This window comes from Mesorhizobium sp. BR-1-1-10, from assembly GCF_020165595.1.
Classification (GTDB): domain Bacteria; phylum Pseudomonadota; class Alphaproteobacteria; order Rhizobiales; family Rhizobiaceae; genus Mesorhizobium; species Mesorhizobium australicum.
Map to the genome: position 1 here is coordinate 76,350 of NZ_JAIUIL010000010.1, position 20,499 is coordinate 96,848.

A 20,499-nucleotide genomic window follows, 5' to 3' on the forward strand; every position below is an offset into this window, starting at 1 on the left:
TGGCGGGTGCCTTTTGCCTGGATAGAGATGATTCAAGCGGCCGCTTGCGCCTTCCGGGCTTCCTTCATGTTGGGCAGGAACACCGTCAGCAGCCCCAGGAATGGCAGGTAGGAGCAGATCTGGAAGACGAAGTCGATGCCCTTCATGTCGGCGACGACGCCAAGCACCGCGGCCGCGATACCGCCGACGCCGAAGGCGAAGCCGAAGAAGATGCCGGCGATCGTGCCGACGCGGCCCGGCACCAGCTCCTGCGCGAAGACGACGATGTTGGAGAAGGCCGACGACAGGATGAGGCCGATCAGCACGGTCAGCACCATCGTCCATTCCATGTTGGCGTAGGGCAGCGCCAGGGTGAAGGGCAGGACACCGACGATCGAGAACCAGATCATCGCCTTTTGTCCATAGCGATCGCCGAAGGGACCGCCGAGCAGGATGCCCAGCGCCGAAGAGCCGAGGAAGAGGAACAGCATGACCTGCGACATCTGCACCGAAACGCCGAACTTGTGGATGGAATAGAAGGTGTAGTAGCTGGCCAGGCTGGCGATGTAGGCGTTCTTGGTCAGCACCAGCAAGGTCAGCACCGCTAGGGCCCACATCACCTTGCGGCGCGGGAAGGGCGACACGAAGCTTGCCGCCTTGCGATTGCCTTGCGCTGCGCGCAGGCGGCTGTACCAGCCGCCGACCTGCCACAGGATGACGATGCCGATCAGCGAGCCGACGGCGAACCAGGCGATGCTGGTCTGGCCGAAAGGCACGACGATGAAGGCGGCCAGCAAGGGACCCATGGACTGGCCGAAATTGCCGCCGACCTGGAACAGCGACTGCGCCAGGCCAAACCGGCCGCCGGATGCGAAGCGGGCGATGCGCGAGGATTCCGGATGGAAGATCGCCGAACCGATGCCGATCAGCGAGGCGCCGATCAGCAGCAGGTAGTAGTGCCCGGCATAGGCCAGCACGATCAGGCCGATCAGCGAGGATGCCATGCCCCAGGGCAGCGAGTAGGGCATAGGCCGCTTGTCGGTGACCGCGCCGATGATCGGCTGCAGCAGGGATGCCGTTACCTGGAAGGTGAAGGTCAACAGCCCGATCTGCCAGAAGTCGAGGCCGTAATTGTCCTTCAGAAGCGGATAGATGGCCGATAGCAGCGACTGCATGATGTCGTTGATGGAATGGCAGAGGCTCACTGCCAGGATGACGGTGAAGGCCGTCGCCTGGGCTGACGCGTGACTGGCGGTCGCAGGCGGCGCGACGCCGGTGGCTGTCGTATCGGTCAAGATAGGCTCCGTAGTCTTTTTGGCGGGGTTGTTCCCGCAGGCGACGTGGCGGGCGCTTCCCGCAGGCAGCCTTATAGTCCGGTTGCCAGGCGACTTCTTTCGTGGTTTGGTCCAATAGTTTCGCAAGTGGGCCATACCGAATGCCAAAAACCAGGGAAATTTTCGGCGCCGGACACACCGACCTCGAGCAATTGCACGGGCTGCGCTGGCAGTGGCTCGAGCAGGCGGTCGGGCCGGCGGTGGTGCTGCCGACCGAATATCCGGATGGCTACCACGTGCCGCACCACCACCACAGCCGCAGCCAGTTGCTGCATGCGCTGGTCGGCGTCGTGCTGGTGACGACGCGGCATGGGCGCTGGATGGTGCCGCCGGACCATGCGATGTGGATTCCGGCTGGCATCGAACATTCCGTCGAGATGCTCGGCGACGTCTCGATGCGCTCGGTCTATGTCATGCCGCAGGCGATCCCGGGCCTGCCGGAGGGCATGCGCGTCGTCGGCGTCACCGACCTGATGCACAGTCTTATCGTGGAATCCGAGAAGCTGCCGCAAGGCAGCGAACTGGAAGGGCGCGGTGGCCTGATCATGAACCTGCTGCTGCATGAGATCCCGCAATTGCCGGAGCGGCCGCTCGGCCTGCCGTTCCCGTCGGATCCCAAACTGGCGGCGCTTTGCCGGCGTTTCGTCGCCGCACCCTCACCGCACGCGACGATCGACGAATGGGCCGATACCGTCGGCATGAGCCGGCGCACCTTCACGCGGGCCTTCCAGCGGCAGACCGGCCTGTCGCTGTCGACATGGCGCCAGCAGGCCTGCCTGTTCGCGGCGCTGCCGAGGCTCGCCGATGGCGAGCCGATCACGCGGGTGGCGCTCGATCTCGGCTATGACAGCGTGCCGGCCTTCATCACCATGTTCAAGCGCATGCTTGGCTCCTCGCCGCGCGGCTATATGCGCGGTGCACGTGACGCCGGCGAAGGCATGCGGCGAGTCCCGGCCCGGTTGGAGGCGCCGACGCCATCGGCCTTGCCGCAGGAATAATTTGGGCCGCAGGGGTAACTTGGGCCGCAGGGATAACTGGTTTTCAGTCGAACAGGCTCGAGACCGATTCCTCGGGCGCTGTGCGCGAAATGGCTTCGCCCATCTGGTCGGCGATCGATTATCCGGTGGAATTCGGGATGCGAACCGTGCATTTCGCCAGACACGAAGCCGGACCATCGTCCGTTCGGAATTCAAAATGCGGGTTGCCTCAATATGTAACGGTGACAACTACCGTGTCGGTGTAGACACCGGGTGACGGCGTGGCTTGTGGCGGCACGCGGCCATACACGGGCAGATTCTGCGCTGTGCCCCCGCCTGTGCCGGCCACCGTGTTTGTGCCGACCGTGTTGCCCCAGGATTGACTGCGGTTGGCGTCCCGATAGAGACCATAGGTGACTGCCTGGGTGCCAAGTGTCATGCGTCTTGTCGTGGGGGCAGTGCCGGTCAGCCCATTGCTTAGGCCAACGGTGTAGGTAGTTCCGGGTGTGCAGGTTACAGAGACCTGGCCCGTAGCATCGACATTGTCGCTCAGCACCCCTTTGGGGCCGAAATCCACATCCTGAGTGCCGACGAGACAGTTCGCTGCAACGGTAGCCGCCACGTTGAAGCTCGGCCGGGCGATAGTCCCGGTCCCGGTGCCGCATGAACTCGAGGTTGTATACAGGTAGCGGAATTCAACGTGGCTGCTGGAAAAAGTCGAGAGATAGCTGCCCGGCGGAACAGTCCCCTGGCTGCCGAGAATCGCGCCGTAGACCGTGGCGCTGCCCGAGCCTGTGCCCAATACACCGAGCGTCAGCGCCAAGGCCGGCGCGCGTGCTGGATAGGGCCAGAAATATGCACCCCAGACAACACTGCGCGCCGAATCCGAATAGAGCTGATAGTTGAGGATGTTGGATCCGCTGAGCATCTGCCGGGCCGATGCCGTGGCACCACCGCTGCCGGTGCCGAGGTTTGGACAGATCAGAATGCGCGCCAGCGGCGTACCGCTGCAATTAACGCTCATTGTCGCCGTGGAACTGGTCTGGGCACCTGACAAGGTATCGACTTGGCCAAAACTCATGCCAGAGACGCCAAAGCTACAACTCTGAGCCCAGGCTGCTGCCGGCAAAAGGATTACGAGAGCGGCAATGAGAATGCGGAGGATCGGCTCTGGAATCTTCATTGGCATTTCACGTTCTCGATGGTCACTTGCGTGCCGGAGGCTGGTCGATATGAAAATTCCGCGCGACAGGAACTGCCGTCGTCAAGCCCGATGACTGCAACATTCCGCGCCTGCAGTCCGCGGATATAGGCCTCGCCGTCATAGCCGACGACGAACGATTCCGAGGCGCCTTCCATGTGGCCGCTCAAGCCGGCTTGCAGCGGCGCACCGCTCGCATCTGCAAAGGAGACCAATGCGGCGGCCGCCTTCTCCGAGACGCCGAATTCGACGACAACGCCGCTGCGGTCAGCAGGGACGACGACCTCCTTTGTGGCCGGCACATCGGCGTCTACCGGCAGCTTGCTCGGATCGATCGACACGGTATTCGGCTCGTAAGACTTGAGATCGGAGACGATGATCTTCCCCTGGCGGTTGGTCTTGCCGACCGGCCGGTTCTGAAATTGCACATCGACGTCGGGCGTGCCCACGTTGACGACCGCGAAAGCGTCATCGATGCGGTTCGTGGCAAACACGCCGCCACCCGCGACTGCGATCGCACCATCGACCTGAGCCGTGGCCCGGAAATCGTCGTCATATTGCTGCACGCCCGCTTCGAACCGTGCGAATGGTGACCGGTAACTGGCAGCCACGGACCGGTTTGGTACATCACCTTCGGAGGTTCGGAGCCGAAAGCCCGTGCTCCCGTCCTCAAGACGCTCGGACTTCACCAGGTCCGCGACGACATTGAGGCCATCGGGACCCTGCTCGATCCCGCTGGAAGCCGTGATGGCGTCGCCGAACGGAATGGAAATACCTGCGAAAACGCCGAAACTGTCCCTGTCGTCGAGATCCTTGAAAGCAGTCGCATAGATCGTGCTACGCTTGAAAATCTGTTGGCTGTAGGAGAGGCCGACAATCTGGCTGCGCTCGCCATCCGCATCCGTCAGACGAGTGTACGAAAGGTTGAGGCTGGACAGATCGAGCGGCGTCGGCACGCTAAGTGTGACCTGATCTATCGCGCGCGGAACGCCGGCGCTGAAGACCGGAAGACCGTTGGAGCCGAAGGTCGGTTCAGCCGTTATCGAGGCTATGTCTTCATAGTCGCCGAACGCGCGCTGGATCCGGCCATAGAGAGACCATCCATCCCAGCTCAGTTCAAGCGCGGCGTTGACGAGCGATCCGGTGCTGCCATCATGATGACTGCCGGCGACAGCAACAGAGGCCGCACCGTAAGGACCGAGCGGAAATGCAGCACCCAGCCCGCCATTCAGCAGGTCCTCGCCGCCCTCGGCATGCCCTTCGAGCGTCAGCCAATCGGTGAGCCCGTAGCGCGCGCTCAAAATCCCCATCATTCGATCGTCATAGTCATTGGACTCGACGCCGAAGTTGCGGCGCGGGTAGCCAATCTCGGCGGAGAAATCGAGCAACCCCTTACGCAACAACATGCTGGATGCGTAATAGGGCAGGTTGACCACGGTTTCGCGGCCAAGACTGTCTCGCAGAACGACCCGCGCTTCCCCCGCGCCGGTGAAAGCGGGCAGGTTGACGACCTGGAACGGGCCGGCGGCGACATCGCCGGCATAGGTGCGCGCATTCTGCGTATAGACCTCAAGTGTCGACGGCACCGCCGCGGTCCCGGAGAAAGACGGCAAAGGCAGCGTTACGAGATCGGAGCGCAGCGCGAAGTTTCGTTCGGCCTGCAAGCCGCCGAGATAGACGGGCCGCGTCCATGAAAGGCCGCCGGAAACGAAATCTCCAGCCCTATACGTCAGCAAGCGCTCGGGATCAGAATAGCTCCATGTCGTGTTGAGCCTGGTGAAGTCGTCAAATCTGTTGTTGGTGTAACCGCCAATGAAGGACTGGCTGAGCGTGCCGAACGGGCTGAAGAGCCGCGCGTCGAAGCCTCCTGACACCCCTTGGAACAACTCGGTGTCTTTTTCGAAGAGCGTGTTGGAGCTTGCAAAGAGCGTGTAGTTGAGCACGCCGCCATAGCCCGATTTGGGTTTCAGCCGATCCTTTTTTTCGCCGGCTGAAAGGTCAATCACCTTCGCCGCCCGCGCCTCGTTCGTGGTCGTGACGTAAAGCCGCTGTGCCGGCTCATCGATTTTATAGGTTACACTCGGAAGCTGGTCGACGCGCACAAGGCCGTCCACGGTCCTTGCGGCTTCCGCAGGCTTGAGACCGACTTCCGTCAGGTCCTCTACCGTCGTGGCGAGCCCGCCGTCCGGGATCTCTTTGAAGTTTCCGATCAGTTCGGTCGAAACGTTGTTGATGAAAACTTCAAGGTATAGATCGCGCGACGCCTTTGAAGTCGTGCCCGCATCTGTAATGTCGGTTGCCAGTTCCTCCGCTTGCGCGGACGACAAAACAGCGAACAATTCTCCTATGACAAAGGCGATCCTAATGGCCGGTCGTAACGCTCGCACTGATTGGGCCGAAGTCGCTCTGAGCAGAGAGTGTCACTGCACCGCCCGAGAGCCGGCTTGCCCTGCCCACAGGCCATTGCATGGTTGCTCCCCCAAGCACATAGCCGAGCAGCCCCTTGCGTCCGCCAAGCGATTTTCCACCCTGCGAAAGGGAAACGTCCGACAACCTGACCCTGCTGCCGCCGTTGTTTTGCGCAACAAGCATCAGGCTGCCGCCGGAGCGCGCCAGACTCCACGAAACATCGGCGCCGGGTGCGTCGGCGTTTCGAAAGAAAACCGGAAGCACATGGCGTACGAGCTGGCTGACGGTTCCCGCTTTCCGGCGTGAAGGATCCGGAAGCTCGTCGACGACCACCCGATAGCTCTCCTCCGATTTGACGGGCGCCTTCGAAACGCGGACGACCCGCACCACATAGTCCTCGTTGGATGAGAGCTGGGCCGACGGAGGGCTCGCGACCACGTCGGATGTTGGCTCAAGCTGCTCTGAGCCGCCCTGCTGTGTCCAGCGGAAGACCCGCACCTGAACATTGAGCGGCCGTTGCGCTTCGTTGCGAAGATTCAAGACGGTGGCGCTATCTGGCGCGATGAGCTCGACCGTCGTCGGCGCGACTCGCAGAGACGCGGCCTCGGCAGCCGTGAGGCCCAATAGCAGCGCAGCAACGACCCCACCTATCCCTTTCAGGATGGAATGCATGGCGTTCTCCTGCCGGTTGGATCAATAGGTTATGGTGACAGCGACGACATCGGAATAGACGCCAGGCGCTGGAGTGGTCTGAGCTGGCACCCGACCGTAGGCCGTCAGACTCTGTGCCGACCCGTTGCCAGTTCCCGTGATCACATCCGTGCCGACGGTATTGCCCCAGACCTGGGTGCGGGCAGCATCCCGGTAGATTGCATAATTGATCGTGGCCGATGCCGGGCCGGTCATCTTGCGAACCGCCACGGTTGCGCCTGCGCCACCCCCGGCATTCAGCCCGACGCTGTAAGGCGTGCTGTTCGTGCACTGGACCGAGATCGTTGTCGTCTGGTCTATATTGGCGTCGACTACACCCCGCGTGCCGAAATCCAGATCCGCGGCCGTAACGACTTTGCATTCCGCCTGGATGGTGATGCGGACGTTGAGGTTTCCGGTCGCTGTCGCGGAAAAGGCCGACGCCATAAAGAGCGGTTGGGCCAAAAGGCTTGCCGATAAAGCGATTGGCAGAATCCTCATATGCGTGCTCCCTCAAGTTGCCCGCTCACGTGATCAACGAAAAGCGCGCGCAGAAGCCCCTGCCTCGTGGCTTAATGCCATAGCTCCAATGACGATTCAACTAAGAGGTGCAATTTACGACGCCGGAACGGGGATTTTCATTGCGGTGCGATATGCGATGGCTATCGCCGCGACAGCGCCGGCGCGCTCGGCTTCCCCACATTTTGCTACGGCGCATATGCCTAGTCTAGTCGAACAGGCTCGAGACCGATTCCTCGGTCGCTGTGCGCGAAATGGCTTCGCCCATCAGGTCGGCGATCGAGATGACGCGGATGTTGGGTGCGTCGAGCACGCCTTGCGTCGGCTGGATGGAATCGGTGATCACCAGTTCCTGCAGCTTCGAGCCGCTGATGCGAGCGACCGCGCCGCCCGACAGCACGCCGTGGGTGATATAGGCGGTGACGCTGGTGGCGCCGTTGGCTAGCAGTGCGTCTGCGGCATTGCACAGCGTGCCGCCGGAATCGACGATGTCGTCGATCAAAAGGCAATCCTTGCCGGCGACCGCGCCGATGATGTTCATGACTTCCGATTCGCCGGGACGCTCACGGCGCTTATCGACGATGGCAAGTTGCGCGTCGAAACGCTTGGCAAGCGCACGCGCACGCACCACGCCGCCAATATCGGGCGACACGACGACGACATTGCCGAGTTGCTTGTACTTCGCCTTGACGTCGCGGGCCATCACCGGCACCGAGAACAGATTGTCGGTGGGGATGTCGAAAAAGCCCTGGATCTGGCCGGCATGGAGATCCAGCGTCAAAACCCGGTCGACACCTGCACGGGTGATCATGTTGGCGACCAGCTTGGCAGAGATCGGCGTGCGCCCGGAAGCGCGGCGATCCTGCCTGGCATAGCCGAAATAGGGAATAACCGCCGTGATGCGCTTGGCCGACGAGCGCATGAAGGCGTCGATCATGATGAGCAGTTCCATCAGGTGATCGTTGGTCGGAAACGAGGTCGACTGCAGGATGAAGACATCCTCGCCGCGCACGTTTTCCTGGATCTCGACGAAGATTTCCTGGTCGGCGAAGCGCCTGACACTGGCCTTGCCCAGCGGGACGTTGAGATAGCGGGCGACCGCTTCGGCCAGCACCCTGTTGGAATTGCCCGCGAAGAGTTTCATGCACCGTTCCTGGTGGAGGACGGAGAAGCCTGGCGGACTCTCCTGCACCTTTTAACCGGGCTTTTAGCGGCCCGCGCGGCTATTGCAAGCGCCGAGATCGTGAATCCGCCGGCTAAGCCTAAGAAAGCTGTTCGGCATCACCGGCTGGCAACACCTCAACTCGCCTTGCCGCTGAGAAAGGCCGCAAACTGGTCGATGGTCTGGTCGGCGATCGCCTGCATGGTGGCTGGCGAGACCGACTTCCAGCTGTCGGCGCCCGCGCTGTCGCGGGAACCGGTGGAAGGCGCCTTCATCTGGCCGTTGATGCGGTGCAGCCGGTTGCCGGAGGGGTCGTAGACGTCCCAGACATAGATGACCGTGGTGTCCTTGCCCTCGGTCATCGCCGAGAAGTAGCCCTTGAGCACATGGGTCGCGGTCTGGTCCTGGCTGCCGGCCAGCGTGATGCCGCGCTGCCTGGCGCGTGTCTGCAGTTCCGCCGTCAGCGGCGTGGCGGCGTCCACCGAAGCGCCGACGATCGGCGCGATCTGCAGCCGGGTCTTCGACAGGATGGCGGCGGCCTGGGCCGAAGTGATGGGCGCGGGCGCGCCCGCCGTCGTGGTGGCCGTCGCGGCCGTGGATGGCGCCGGGGCGGAAACGGTGGCGGCAGCGCTGCCTTGCGCGGCCGGTGCGGAGGCCGCCGGCGGGGTGATGGCGGAAGGTTCGAGGACGTCCTTTGCGTTGGTGCAGGCGGTCAAAGCCAATGCCACAAGCAATGACACGGTCGTCACATGCGATCGTCTCATTTGCCTTCTAACTCCTTGGCGAAGAACGCCTCCCATCATGGATTCACTGCACGATCAAGTCGAGATCATGGCGGGACAGCGGCTTCGGCTGGGATTCGGTGGTCAGGTAGGTGCGGCCAAGCGTCATCGCCGTCTCGGTCTCGGAGTCCATGATGATCATGTGGGCAAACAGCGTCATGTTCGGCGCGATCGGCTCGGGATTGCCCTGGTAGAACATCGGCATGTCCATCCAGGAGGGCGTGAAGCGGGCGCCGACCGAATAGCCGCAGGCGTTCAGCCGGTGCTTGGTCAGCCCGTGCGCTTCCATGGTGCGGGCATGGGCGTCGAACACATCGCCGAAGCTGTTGCCCGGCGTCATCGCCTTTTCAACGGCCAGAAGTGCCGCGCGTGCGGCGTCGAACAGCTCCTGATGGCGCTTGGAGACCTTGCCGGTCAGCACCGTGCGCATCATCGGCGCATGGTAGTGATGGAAGACGCCGGCCCATTCGAGCGTCAGCTGGTCGTTCTTGGTGAGCTTGCGGCGGCCGGCCTTGTAGCGGCACAGCAGCGCATCGACGCCGGAGCCGATGATGAACTCGTTGGCCGGATAGTCGCCGCCGCCGGCGAAGATCGCGCCCTGCATGGCGGCCAGGATCAGCGCCTCGTCGCCGCCCTGCTTGATCAGCGGCAGGGCCGCGTCCAGCGCGTCGTCGGAGAGATTGGCTGCCTTTTCCGCCTTGGCGACCTCGGCCGGGCTCTTGAACAGGCGCAGCCGCCCGACGATGCCGGAGGCGTCGGCGATCTGGCCGAAGGTCTGCAACTGCTCGTCCAGGCGGCGGCCATTGTAGGCGGTCAGGCCGTGAGTGTCGTATTCGACGCCGATGCGGGCGCCGAGCAGGTCGAGTTCGTTGAGCAGGTTGCGCAGGTCGACCGCGGGATTGGCGCCGTCGCGGTCGGTCCACAGCACAATGTTGTCGATGATCGAGGTTTGGCGCGCCTGGCGCAGATCGGCCGAGCGGGTCAGCAGCACCATCGAGCCGTCGGCCTTGACCACCATGCACTGGAAGAAACAGAAGCCGAACGTGTCGTAGCCGGTGAGCCAGTACATGCTTTCCTGGGCGAACAGCAGGATGGCGTCGAGCTTTTTCTCGGCCATCTCTATCATCAGCCGGTCGCGCCGCGCGTCGAATTCGGATCGTTCAAAATGCAGCGCCATTATACCTTCTCCAAAACGATTGCCGAAACCTGCCGGCCATAATCGGGCTCCCTGCGGTGCGTGGTGCGCCGGTAGGAGTAAAACAGATCTTCCTCGGCATAGGTGCAGCGGCCAAGGCCATCGGCCGTCACACCAGCCTTGGCCAGCCGGTCGATCGTGTAGCGGTTGAGGTCGAACATAGCGTGGCCGGCATGGGCCGAAGGCGCGAAATACCGGGCATTTTCGCTGTCGGCCTCGACGAAGCGGGCGACGAATTCGGGGCCGACCTCGTAATTTGCGGGGCCGATGGAAGGGCCAAGCACGGCGACGATGTTTTCGCGCCGGGCGCCGAGGCGCTCCATGGCGGCAATGGTGTTTTCGAGCACGCCTGACAAAGCGCCTTTCCAGCCGGCATGCGCCGCGCCGATGATGCGCGCGCCGGGATCCGCGAACAGAACCGGGCCGCAATCGGCGGTCGAGGCCCCGATGGCGATGCCCGGCCGGTCGGTGACGATGGCGTCGGCCTTTGGCCGCTCGCCGGCAAAGGGTTCCCTGGCGACGATGACGTCGGGCGAATGGACCTGCCAGGCGGTCAGCAGATGATTTGCGGGCACGCCTATCCAGGCGGCGACACGGGCGCGGTTCTCGGTCACCAGTGCCTGGTCGTCATCCGACCCGGTGCCGATGTTGAGGCCCCGGTAGATGCCCGTGGAGACGCCGCCGATGCGGGTGAAATAGCCGTGGCGGATGCCTTGTGCCTGTGCCTTGTCCAGCAGCGGCGACCGAATGGGATCCGGTTTGGTCTGATTGAGCATGCGGGCGTTGTTGTCCGTGTGGGCGGTTTCGTCAAGGAAAAGCGGCCGGCAGTCCGGCGGCTCTTTTACCGGACGGGAGATTGGGAGGGGTAGCGACGAAAAGTCAATCCGCCGTTGCGAAGGGCCTGACGGAGACGTCGCGTGGAACGACGGCCAGGACCTTGAAGAGTTCGCCCATCGCTTGCGGCCCGGCGAGCCGTTCGACGGCATCCGATATGTTGTCGCGTGCCGCCTGGCCGGCATCGGCGCCCAGCAGGCCGGCGCGCTCAAGAATGCCCATGCCGAGCAGGAAATTGCCCTGCGTCGACAGATGGGCATCGAGACCATGCGCGCGCACGATCGCTGCAAGAGCGGCGAAATCGACATGGGACGTAAGGTCTGCTTCGCCGGGATTGGCCAGCACATCTTCGTGATTGTGCCGGCGCAAGGCCTGCAGCGTGTCGCCGACGCCGGGCCGCAGATGGCCGTAGTCGAGGAATAGCCCGGCGCCGCCATGAGCCGCCATGCGCTCGGCGATCGCCGCCATCAAGGCGGTGCGGGCGGGCGCGATTTCGACGATCGCGCCTTGCGGCGCGTCGGCCGCATCCCTGGGCAGCAGCGTCGGGTCGACCGAGCCGGCGCCGGCGAAGAAGCAAAGATTGTCGGCATCGCCCAGGCCGACCATGCGCTCGCGCCAGTCGGCGCCGGCGCGGATGAACTGGCGGATCGGCACGGCATCGAACAATTCGTTGCCGACGATCAACAGCGGTTGATGGGGCAGGGTCTCGATCGCTTCATGCCAGTCTATCGCGAAGGGTGTCGCTCCAAGCGTCTGCTTCTGGATCTCGGCCAAGCGCGGACTGGTCTCGATCATGGCGAAGGCGGCGCCATTGGCCAAGGCCGGATCGAGCCGCGACAGAGTGCGCAGCATGTCCTTCATCAGCGTGCCACGGCCGGGGCCGATCTCGGCGACGGTGACCGGCATCGGCCGGCCGATCGCCGCCCAAGCCTGATAAAGCCAGACGGCGACGAGTTCGCCGAACATCTGGCTGATCTCCGGCGCGGTGATGAAGTCGCCGGCCGCGCCGAACGGCTCGTGCGTGGTGTAATAACCATCGCGCGGATCGAACAGGCACAGCGCCATGTATTCGTTGATGGGCATCGGACCGACCGCCTCGATCAGATCGACGATACGAGCCTTCAGCCGCGTCATGTCGCCTGCGGCTGCGCTTGCGTCACCGGCTTGGCCGTCGCCATCGCCCAGATGCCGGCCAGCACCATCGGCGTCGACAGGATCATGCCCATGGTCAGCCAGTTGGTGCCGAGGAGATAGCCGAGCTGCTGGTCGGGCTCGCGAAAGAACTCCACGAAAATTCGTGACAGGCCGTAGCCGCAGATGAAGGCGCCGCCGACAAAGCGCGGTGTCTTCAGCTTGAGGCGCGAATGGGTAAGAATGCGCAGCACGACAAACAGCACCAGCCCTTCGAGCAAGGCCTCGTAGAGCTGGCTCGGATGGCGGGTGAACGGACCGCCATTGGGGAATTCGATCGCCCAGGGCACATCGGTGGGCCGCCCCCAGAGCTCGGAATTAATGAAGTTGGCGACGCGCACGAGACCGAGACCGACTGGCACGCCAGCTGCCACGACATCGAACAGCGACCAGGTGCGGATGCCGCGCTTCATGGAAAACAGCGTCATGGCGAGGATGACGCCGAGCAGGCCGCCATGGAAGGACATGCCGCCTTGCCAGACAGCGAAGATGTCGAGCGGATGGGCGATATAGCGCGCCAGGTCGTAGAACAGGACATAGCCGGTGCGGCCGCCCAGAACCACGCCAATGGCCGCCCAGACAATGAAATCGTCGAGATCCTCAGGCTTCATCGGCAGGACGCCGTCGGGCCAGAGTTTAGGATTGGCGGCGAGCCGCTTGGCATACCACCAGGCAAACAGGATGCCTACGATGTAACCGATGCCGTACCAGTGCACCGCCAGCGGCCCGATCTGGACGAGGATCGGATTGATATTGGGAAAAGGCAGCGAAGCCAGCGGCAGCAGGAAATATTCGTTCAACGGGGAGCTCTCGGTTGCGATCGGCGCGGACCATGCGGCAGGGTTTTGGCAGGGTCAAGGCAAGGTCACGGGCGTCAATGCTGCGGGAACAGATTCGGGTCCGGGAACAGATTCGCTTCCAGCTCCGTCGCCGGGGAAGCCGTGCTTACCCCCTGGGCTTGGCGGCCACCACTTCGCGCAAGGCGTCGTTGATCCTGTCCTGCCAGCCGGGACCATCTTCCTGGAAATGATCGAGCACGGCCCGGTCGATCCTGATCGAGACAAGCTCGCGGGCATTCGGTGCGGTGGAGGGTTCGCGAGGCGGGGCCGCGGCCGGTTTCTTGACCGGCTTGAAGACTGCTTCGGCGGCTTCCGTCGGATTTGTCGGTCTGCGCGGGGGCGTTGCCATTGGTGATCCTGATTGAAACGTGCGTGAAGGGAGACGAGGGCCTTACAATAGGCGAGTTGCCGCTACCAAGTACAGCTTCGGAGCCGTTCGAGAGGCTCCTGCAGGACCCGCGCCCATCATGCGGGCCGTGCGCCATAGCAGCGCGGAGGCCGCCTCGGACCCCAACGTTCTTGCATTCCTCGCGCCACCTCACTAATTCAAATCAAGCAAGCGAGGATTTGCCATGTCGACCGGACCGAACCGCATTCTCGATGAATTCGCCAAGCTGATGACCGATGCGGCCGGTGCCGCTCAAGGTGTGCGGCGTGAGGTGGAGACGGCCTTCAAGGGCCAGGCGGAACGCATCCTCAACTCCATGGATGTCGTGCAGCGCGAGGAGTTCGAGGCCGCGCGCGAGATGGCCGCCAAGGCGAGGGAAGAAAACGGCAGGCTCGCCTCGCGCATCGAGACGCTCGAGGCCAGGATCGCCGAGCTGACCGGTCAGGCCACACCTGCGGCGCCGGCGAAGCCCAAGCCGAAAAAATAATTCGTTAAACTTTTCCACAAAGCACCAGCCTGAAAATCGCTTTGCCGTGAATCGCTTACCGGCATTGCGTGACTCTTTGTGACAGGCACCTTTCCACATGCGAATGACGCAGTGCGAAAAATTGGGCTGTTCACGCGACTCCCGATCAATAGACTGAATTTGTTGCATGATTCGGAGCATGGTCATGCAACCGGGCGGTGGGGTTCGGTCTGGGGTCTTTGCGTTGATAAGTCCCGGCCGTCCGAGTTCTAGACAAGATTGTTCGTCGTGTGTGCCCCGCGGAGCGTGTGGCGCTCCCCCTGAACACAGGAAGCATTCCATGGAACTTCTCGAACTCGAATTTTCCCGCGAAATCCATCCGGTGGATGTGATCGAGCAGGTGGCCCACAACAATGACTGGTCCTTCGAACGGGCCGGCGATGACGAAATCTCGATCTCGGTTGCCGGCAGCTGGACCGACTATCACGTCTCCTTCTCGTGGATGGAGGATTTCGAGGCGCTGCACCTTGCCTGCGCCTTCGACATCAAGGTGCCGGAAGCCCGCACGCTGGAAGTGATGCGGCTGTTGTCGCTGATCAACGAACAGATGCTGTTCGGCCATTTCGACCTCTGGGAGCAGGAAGGCGCGATCATGTTCCGCCAGTCGCTGCTGCTCGCTGGCGGGGTCGAACCCTCGAGCCAGCAGGTCGAGGTGCTTTTGTCCTCGGCGCTGGAAGCCTGCGAATGCTATTTCCAGGCTTTCCAGTTCGTCGTCTGGTCGGGAACCTCGGCCAAGGACGCGCTGGCCGGCGTGCTGTTCGAGACCTTCGGCAACGCCTGAGCAGAAGCGTTCGACATGGGTTCAAACAACGAGCGCAAGCCTGAAATCAGCTTCGCCGATTTCGATCGTGTCGACATCCGTGCCGGCACGATCGTCGAGGCCGAACCGTTTCCAGAGGCGCGCAAGCCGGCCTTCAAGCTGAAGATCGATTTTGGGCCCGAGATCGGAGTGAAGAAGTCCTCGGCGCAGATCACCAAATATTATACGCCCGAGACCTTGATCGGCCGCCAGGTGTTCGCGGTGGTCAATTTCCCGCCGCGCCAGATCGGCCCGTTCATGTCGGAAGTGCTGACGCTCGGCTTTCCCGATGAAGAGGGCGCCGTGGTGTTGGGCGCTATCGAACGCAAGGTGCCGGATGGCGGCAGGCTGTTCTAGGCTTTCCGAGGTCAAACAGAATACCGCCTCGTTCCTTGGCGTCCCCGCCGGCCTGTCGGATCAGGCAGCCAGCTTGCGCGTCTTTCCCAGTGCTTCCTCGACCGCGTCGAGAAACATTTCCGCGCAGGCCTTCCAACTGTAGCGCATGGCGCGCTCGCGGGCCTGGTCGCGGCTGACGTCGAGCGCGGCCAGCGCGGCCTCGCGCAAATCGGTGGAAACAGCACCGCCGACACCATCACCAACGATGTCGATCGGCCCGGTCACCGGGTAGGCGGCGACCGGCGTGCCGCTGGCCAGCGCCTCGATGATGACGTTACCGAAAGTGTCGGTGCGGCTGGGAAAGACGAAGACGTCGGCGGAGGCGTAGATTTCGGCCAGTTCGTCATTGGGGCGATGGCCGAGGAAATGCGCCTTAGGATATTTCGCCTTCAGCTTGGCAAGCTCGGGCCCTTCACCGACGATCACCTTGCTGCCGGGCAGGTCTAGGTCGAGAAAGGCCGACAGGTTCTTTTCGATGGCGACGCGGCCGACGCATAGGAAGACCGGTCCGGGGAAGCCGAGGTCCTTGCGCTTGTCGGGCCGGAAATGCTCGGTGTCGACGCCACGCGTCCAGGGCCTCAGCTTGTTGAAGCCGCGCGCCGTGAGATCGTCGGCGAGCGACTGGGTGGCGACCAGCGTGCCTTGGCCCGAATTGTGGAAATCGCGCAGCCAGCGATAGGCCCAGCTCTCCGGCACCGGCAGGCGGGCGCTGAGATATTCGGGAAAGCGGGTGTGGTAGCTGGTGGTGAACGGCCGGCCGGCATTGCGGCAATGGCGCCGCGCCATGATGCCAAGCGGTCCTTCGGTGACGATGTGAATGTGGTCGGCCTTGTAGCCGTCGATCAGGCGCGCGACATGGCCGGGCGTGGTCAGCGCCAGGCGGATGTCGGGGTAGGTCGGCAGGGGCAGGGTGCGAAAGATGTTCGGGGTCAGGAACTCGACCGCGACGTCGAAGGATTTCAGGGTCTCGGTGAGCCGCTCGAGCGTGTGGACGACGCCGTTGACCTGCGGGCGCCAGGCGTCGGTGACCATCACTATGCGCATGGCGGCCCTTTGCTCCGGAGGTCGGCGGTTGCCTTGAAACGATGCCGGAACGGCGACCATGCGGCCGCCCTCGCTTCGCTCCAGCGCACCCTGACGGGTACGGGATCGAAGTGAGGCGGCAAGGACGAATCAAGTGCGGTCGCGCGCTTCATGCGCGCTCTTGACCATGGTTTCATGACGGGCGGATGAAGCAGACCGTGATCCCGAAAAGTCGAAAGCGGTTTTCAGGCAAGATCATGCCAAATAGAAATCAGGCCGGAACCTTGATCACCGCGCGCAGGCCACCCATCGGGCTGTCGTCGAGCGTGATGTCGCCGCCATGGCTGCGGGCGATGTCGCGGGCGATCGACAGACCGAGCCCGGTGCCGCTGGCGTCGAGATTACGGGCTTCGTCGAGCCGCACGAAGGGCTTGAACACGTCTTCGCGCCTGTCGGCCGGAATGCCTGGCCCATTATCGTCGACGGTGACCAGAAGCGAGCCGCGGCCGTGGTCGGCGGTGACCTCAACGGTGCGGGCATAGCGGAAGGCATTGCCGATGACGTTGGACAGCAGCCGCGCGAAGGCGTTCGGCCTGACATGCACGGTCGGATCGCCGGAAAGCGTCGTCGACAGTCTGCATTTGCGCAAGTTCGCTTCTTCGCCAAGCTTCTGGAAATAGGCTTCCAGATCGAAACGTCCCGGGTCCTCCGAGGCCTCGCCCTTGGCAAAGGCGAGATAGCCTTCCAGCATCGACTGCATGTCCTCGATGTCCTGGTCGAGCGCCGCCTTGGTCTCGGCCTTGCCGCCGGCCAGCGCCAGCTGCAGCTTGAAGCGAGTAAGGATGGTCCTGAGATCATGGCTGACACCGGTCAGCATGGCCGTGCGCTGCTCGATCTGGCGCTCGATGCGCTCCCGCATCTGGATGAAGGCAAAGCCGGCGCGGCGCACCTCTTCGGCCCCGCGCGGGCGGAAATCGCGCGGCATCGGCCGGCCCTTGCCGAAGCTTTCGGCGGCCTCGGCAAGCGCCAGGATCGGCCGGATCTGGTTGCGCAGGAAGGGGATGGCGATCATCAGGAGCACCAGCGAGGTGCCGACCATCCAGATCAGGAAAATGTGGGTGTTGGAGGCATAGGCCTGGCTGCGGCGCACGAAGACGCGCAGCACCTTGTTCTCGAGCTGGACGCGCACTTCGATGATGTTGGAATTGCCGACAGTGTCGATCCAGAAGGGGCGGTTGATCTGCCGGGTGATTTCGGCGGAGAGAACATCGTCGAGGATAGAGAAGAACGGCTTTGGACCGGGAGGCGGCAGCGGATCGGGCGGCAGGAGATCGACCTTCAGCTGCATGCGATCCTGCGCGATGCGGATGATGTTGGCGTAGTCGGCGTCGTGCGGATAAGTCTCGATCAGGTCGATGATGGCGGCGATGTCGCGCACGGTGGCCTGCGACAGGCGTTGCGTCACGGTTGCCCAGTGGCGTTCCATGAAATCGAAGGCGACGACCGACTGCAAAAGGATCATCGGCGCGATGACGATGATCAGCGAGCGCGCATAGAGGCGCTTGGGCATGTAAAGCGAAACCAGGCGCCAGAACCGGTTCCAGATGCGCGGCACCGCCTTGAGCGACCGTGTGGCGCGTGCACTCAAACCGTCATTGTCCGGCTGTTCCAGTTCCGTGGTCGCCATTGGCTCTTTTCATCCGTCGGCGGTATTGGGTCGGGATGACGTTTGGCTGAATCGTCATCCTGATCCAACTCTTTGTTGGAGCATGATCTTTTCCGAAAACCGGTTCCCACTTTTCGGGACCATGCACTTGGGCCGCCGCCGGCATTCTATTCCACGCTGAGCCGATACCCAATACCGCGCACGGTCTGCAGCCAGACCGGATTGGACGGATCGCGCTCGATCTTGCGGCGCAGCCGGTTGATCTGGACGTCGATGGTGCGCTCGCCGACTTCCGAATCGTCGCCGACGAGTTCGTGGCGGGGGATGGTTTCGCCGGCGCGCGCGGCGAAGATCGCCAGGATCTCCTGTTCGCGGTCGGTCAGCTTCAGCGCCTCGCCGCCTCGCTTCAGTTCGCGCCTGGCGATCTGGAAGGTGTAGGGGCCGAACACCAGCTGCTCGACCTTGGGCGTCGCCGCCGGGCCGCCACGGCGCAGGATGTTGTTGATGCGCAGGATCAGCTCGCGCGGGTCGAAGGGTTTTGGCAGGTAGTCGTCGGCGCCGGCTTCGAGCCCCGAGATGCGGCTGTCGGTTTCCGACAAGGCCGTCAGCATCAGGATCGGCACGTTCTTCTCGGCGCGCAGCGCCTTGGTGAGATCGACGCCGCTTTCTCCCGGCATCATCACGTCGAGCACGAGCAGGTCGAAATCGAGGCCGGCGAGCTTGCGGCGGGCCTCGCCGGCATTGCCGGCGACGGTGACGCGAAAGCCGTTTTCGGTCAGATACTGCTTGAGAAGATTGCGAATGCGGGTGTCGTCGTCGACCACGAGCAGATGTGGTGCGTCGTCATCCGGTGCGGCCGCGGTGTCGACCCTCTCAGTGCTCTCCATGGCTTTTCCCTGACATTTTTGCGGACCCAACGTCGATCTGAGCTCTCAGTTCCGGATTGACCATTGCTTCGAGGAAGCGTTCCACCAAGGTCCGTTCGGTGGCGCCGGAATCTTCCAATGCAGCACGGATGCGGCGTGACTGTGGCCGCGCCAGCGCCAGCGCCAGCGCACGGCCCTTGGCCGTCGGATAGAGTTCGCGCTGGCGACGGTCGCGCGGGCCCTGCAACTGCACGACGTGATCGGTGTCGATCAATTGCTTCAGCACACGCGCCAGGCTCTGCTTGGTTATCTTCAGCACGTCGAGCAATTCGGCGACGGTCAGGCCCGGCCGGCGGTTGACGAAATGCAGCACGCGGTGGTGGGCGCGGCCGAAGCCGTAGTCGGCCAGGATCTGATCGGGATCGGAAGTGAAGTCGCGATAGGCGAAGAAGAAGAGTTCGATGATGGCGAAGTCGATGCCGTCCTCGCTGGTGATTGCGGTCCTGATCGGTTTTCCGGCAGCTGGGCTTTTGTCCGTCATCATTTCTCCATGGGAACAGGAGATTATGTCAGTACTATTGACGTAATTTCCCTGCAATGGTAATTTTTGACAAGCTTTTGGGCGGATTGCGAACGAAAAGGCGAGGCAAGCCGGTTTTTCCGGAACTTCCTGAGTTTGCCAGGGCGCGATTATCCGCTTACGCTTCCAGACACCGGCCGGCGTCTCCAACCACATGGCGCTGCCAAAAGAACACGCAACGACACTAGGATATGCGGGTCGCGACCCGCGGGAGGTTACCATGGCATCCGTTCCCTTCGATCAACTGGACGGCTTCATCTGGATGAATGGCGCGTTCGTCCCGTGGGGGGACGCCAAGATTCATGTGCTGACCCACGGCCTGCATTACGCCAGCGCGGTCTTCGAGGGTGAGCGCGCCTATGGCGGCGAGATCTTCAAGCTCAACGAGCATACGGAACGCCTGCATGAATCGGCACGCCTGCTCGGCTTCAAGATTCCCTATTCGGTGGCCGAGCTCAACGACGCGTCGACCACGCTCCTGAAGAAGCAGGGCTTCCAGGACGCCTATGTCAGGCCGATCGCCTGGCGCGGCAGCGAGCAGATGGGTGTTTCGGCGCAAAACAACCGCATCAACGTCGCCATCGCCATTTGGCAATGGCCGAGCTATTTCGACCCGGCGCAGAAGCTGAAGGGCATCCGTCTCGATGTGGCGGAATGGCGCCGGCCCGATCCGCGCACGGCGCCGTCGCGGTCGAAGGCCGCCGGCCTCTACATGATCTGCACCATGTCCAAGCATGCCGCCGAGGCCAAGGGCTATGCCGACGCCATGATGCTCGACTGGCGGGGCCAGGTCGCCGAAGCGACGGGCGCCAACATCTTCTTCGTCAAGGACGGCAAGATCCACACGCCCAAGCCCGATTGCTTCCTCGACGGCATTACCCGCCGCACGGTCATTGGACTCGCCAGGGATCGCGGCCTGGAGATCATCGAACGCGCCATCCTGCCGGAAGAACTGGAAGGGTTCGAGCAGTGCTTCCTGACCGGAACGGCAGCGGAAGTAACCCCGGTTTCGGAGATCGGCCCTTACCGATTCGAAGTCGGCGAGATCGCCAAGAATCTCATGAACGACTATTCTATCGCCGTTCAACCCAAGCATGCTATCGCCGCAGAATAACGATAGTCACAGCTTTTCGCGCAAGCAGG

Annotated in this window: 21 protein-coding genes; 5 read left to right on the forward strand and 16 right to left on the reverse strand. The window is 62.9% G+C overall.

The genetic code is table 11. The annotated features are described in order from the left end of the window. Window positions 1–32 precede the first annotated feature (32 nt). Complete coding sequence (locus LB555_RS21675) at window positions 33–1,274, reverse strand: MFS transporter (RefSeq protein WP_224683710.1); 1,242 nt, start codon at window positions 1,272–1,274, stop codon at window positions 33–35. Window positions 1,275–1,414: 140 nt separating this feature from the next. Here LB555_RS21675 and LB555_RS21680 point away from each other — a divergent pair, with 140 nt between their 5' ends. Next, window positions 1,415–2,311 carry an AraC family transcriptional regulator gene (locus LB555_RS21680; RefSeq protein ID WP_224683711.1) on the forward strand — a complete coding sequence of 299 codons (897 nt, stop codon included), beginning with the start codon at window positions 1,415–1,417 and terminating at the stop codon, window positions 2,309–2,311. A 208-nt stretch (window positions 2,312–2,519) separates the two neighbouring features. On the opposite strand, the gene LB555_RS21685 is transcribed toward LB555_RS21680, so the two are convergent. The 11 genes from LB555_RS21685 to LB555_RS21735 all read right to left on the reverse strand — a co-directional run bounded on the left by LB555_RS21685 (window position 2,520) and on the right by LB555_RS21735 (window position 13,461). After that, window positions 2,520–3,479 (reverse strand): spore coat protein U domain-containing protein, encoded by a 960-nt coding sequence (locus LB555_RS21685; RefSeq protein WP_224683712.1) that lies wholly within the window; start codon window positions 3,477–3,479, stop codon window positions 2,520–2,522. Then, complete coding sequence (locus LB555_RS21690; protein WP_411970784.1) at window positions 3,470–5,830, reverse strand: fimbria/pilus outer membrane usher protein; 2,361 nt, start codon at window positions 5,828–5,830, stop codon at window positions 3,470–3,472. The genes LB555_RS21685 and LB555_RS21690 overlap by 10 nt, the downstream gene beginning before the upstream one ends. Window positions 5,831–5,852: 22 nt before the next feature. Continuing rightward, window positions 5,853–6,572: a molecular chaperone gene (locus tag LB555_RS21695; protein WP_224683713.1), complete on the reverse strand. Its 720-nt coding sequence runs from the start codon at window positions 6,570–6,572 to the stop codon at window positions 5,853–5,855. Window positions 6,573–6,593: 21 nt separating this feature from the next. Beyond that, a complete protein-coding gene (locus LB555_RS21700; RefSeq protein WP_224683800.1) occupies window positions 6,594–7,037 on the reverse strand; it encodes a spore coat U domain-containing protein in 444 nt (147 codons plus the stop codon). 280 nt (window positions 7,038–7,317) lie between these two features. Next, window positions 7,318–8,253: a ribose-phosphate pyrophosphokinase gene (locus tag LB555_RS21705; protein ID WP_015316090.1), complete on the reverse strand. Its 936-nt coding sequence runs from the start codon at window positions 8,251–8,253 to the stop codon at window positions 7,318–7,320. A 155-nt stretch (window positions 8,254–8,408) separates the two neighbouring features. After that, window positions 8,409–9,035, reverse strand: coding sequence for a hypothetical protein (locus LB555_RS21710; protein ID WP_224683714.1), 627 nt, complete (start codon window positions 9,033–9,035; stop codon window positions 8,409–8,411). A gap of 43 nt (window positions 9,036–9,078) precedes the next feature. Further along, window positions 9,079–10,230 carry a M24 family metallopeptidase gene (locus LB555_RS21715; RefSeq protein ID WP_224683715.1) on the reverse strand — a complete coding sequence of 384 codons (1,152 nt, stop codon included), beginning with the start codon at window positions 10,228–10,230 and terminating at the stop codon, window positions 9,079–9,081. Beyond that, window positions 10,230–11,024: a peptidoglycan editing factor PgeF gene (gene pgeF, locus LB555_RS21720; protein ID WP_224683716.1), complete on the reverse strand. Its 795-nt coding sequence runs from the start codon at window positions 11,022–11,024 to the stop codon at window positions 10,230–10,232. Before pgeF ends, LB555_RS21715 begins: the two co-directional genes overlap by 1 nt. Window positions 11,025–11,127: 103 nt before the next feature. Continuing rightward, a complete protein-coding gene (locus LB555_RS21725) occupies window positions 11,128–12,216 on the reverse strand; it encodes a class I SAM-dependent methyltransferase (protein WP_224683717.1) in 1,089 nt (362 codons plus the stop codon). Then, window positions 12,213–13,073, reverse strand: coding sequence for a prolipoprotein diacylglyceryl transferase (gene lgt / locus LB555_RS21730; protein WP_140664831.1), 861 nt, complete (start codon window positions 13,071–13,073; stop codon window positions 12,213–12,215). The genes LB555_RS21725 and lgt overlap by 4 nt, the downstream gene beginning before the upstream one ends. A 145-nt stretch (window positions 13,074–13,218) precedes the next feature. After that, window positions 13,219–13,461: a BrnA antitoxin family protein gene (locus LB555_RS21735; protein WP_224592816.1), complete on the reverse strand. Its 243-nt coding sequence runs from the start codon at window positions 13,459–13,461 to the stop codon at window positions 13,219–13,221. Between the two features lie 223 nt (window positions 13,462–13,684). On the opposite strand from LB555_RS21735, the gene LB555_RS21740 reads away from it, so the two are divergent. The 3 genes from LB555_RS21740 (at window position 13,685) to LB555_RS21750 (ending at window position 15,182) form a co-directional block, all read left to right on the forward strand. Beyond that, entirely contained in the window at window positions 13,685–13,987 is a 303-nt protein-coding gene (locus tag LB555_RS21740; protein WP_015316097.1) for an accessory factor UbiK family protein, read from the forward strand. Between the two features lie 319 nt (window positions 13,988–14,306). After that, window positions 14,307–14,807, forward strand: a complete 501-nt coding sequence (locus LB555_RS21745) for a YbjN domain-containing protein (RefSeq protein WP_015316098.1) — start codon at window positions 14,307–14,309, stop codon at window positions 14,805–14,807. Between the two features lie 15 nt (window positions 14,808–14,822). Continuing rightward, window positions 14,823–15,182 carry a tRNA-binding protein gene (locus LB555_RS21750; protein ID WP_224529397.1) on the forward strand — a complete coding sequence of 120 codons (360 nt, stop codon included), beginning with the start codon at window positions 14,823–14,825 and terminating at the stop codon, window positions 15,180–15,182. A 60-nt stretch (window positions 15,183–15,242) separates the two neighbouring features. Here LB555_RS21750 and LB555_RS21755 read toward each other — a convergent pair whose 3' ends face one another. The 4 genes from LB555_RS21755 to LB555_RS21770 all read right to left on the reverse strand — a co-directional run bounded on the left by LB555_RS21755 (window position 15,243) and on the right by LB555_RS21770 (window position 19,317). Beyond that, the gene (locus LB555_RS21755) at window positions 15,243–16,265 is read right to left on the reverse strand and encodes a glycosyltransferase family 4 protein (protein ID WP_224683718.1); all 1,023 of its coding nucleotides are present in this window, start codon (window positions 16,263–16,265) and stop codon (window positions 15,243–15,245) included. A gap of 250 nt (window positions 16,266–16,515) precedes the next feature. Then, window positions 16,516–17,931 carry an ATP-binding protein gene (locus LB555_RS21760; protein ID WP_015316101.1) on the reverse strand — a complete coding sequence of 472 codons (1,416 nt, stop codon included), beginning with the start codon at window positions 17,929–17,931 and terminating at the stop codon, window positions 16,516–16,518. 146 nt (window positions 17,932–18,077) lie between these two features. Then, window positions 18,078–18,797 carry a response regulator gene (locus LB555_RS21765; RefSeq protein ID WP_023770265.1) on the reverse strand — a complete coding sequence of 240 codons (720 nt, stop codon included), beginning with the start codon at window positions 18,795–18,797 and terminating at the stop codon, window positions 18,078–18,080. Then, window positions 18,784–19,317 carry a MarR family winged helix-turn-helix transcriptional regulator gene (locus LB555_RS21770; protein WP_015316103.1) on the reverse strand — a complete coding sequence of 178 codons (534 nt, stop codon included), beginning with the start codon at window positions 19,315–19,317 and terminating at the stop codon, window positions 18,784–18,786. Before LB555_RS21770 ends, LB555_RS21765 begins: the two co-directional genes overlap by 14 nt. A gap of 259 nt (window positions 19,318–19,576) precedes the next feature. Here LB555_RS21770 and LB555_RS21775 point away from each other — a divergent pair, with 259 nt between their 5' ends. Continuing rightward, window positions 19,577–20,470: a branched-chain amino acid aminotransferase gene (locus LB555_RS21775; protein ID WP_140617704.1), complete on the forward strand. Its 894-nt coding sequence runs from the start codon at window positions 19,577–19,579 to the stop codon at window positions 20,468–20,470. The last annotated feature ends 29 nt before the right edge of the window (window positions 20,471–20,499 follow it).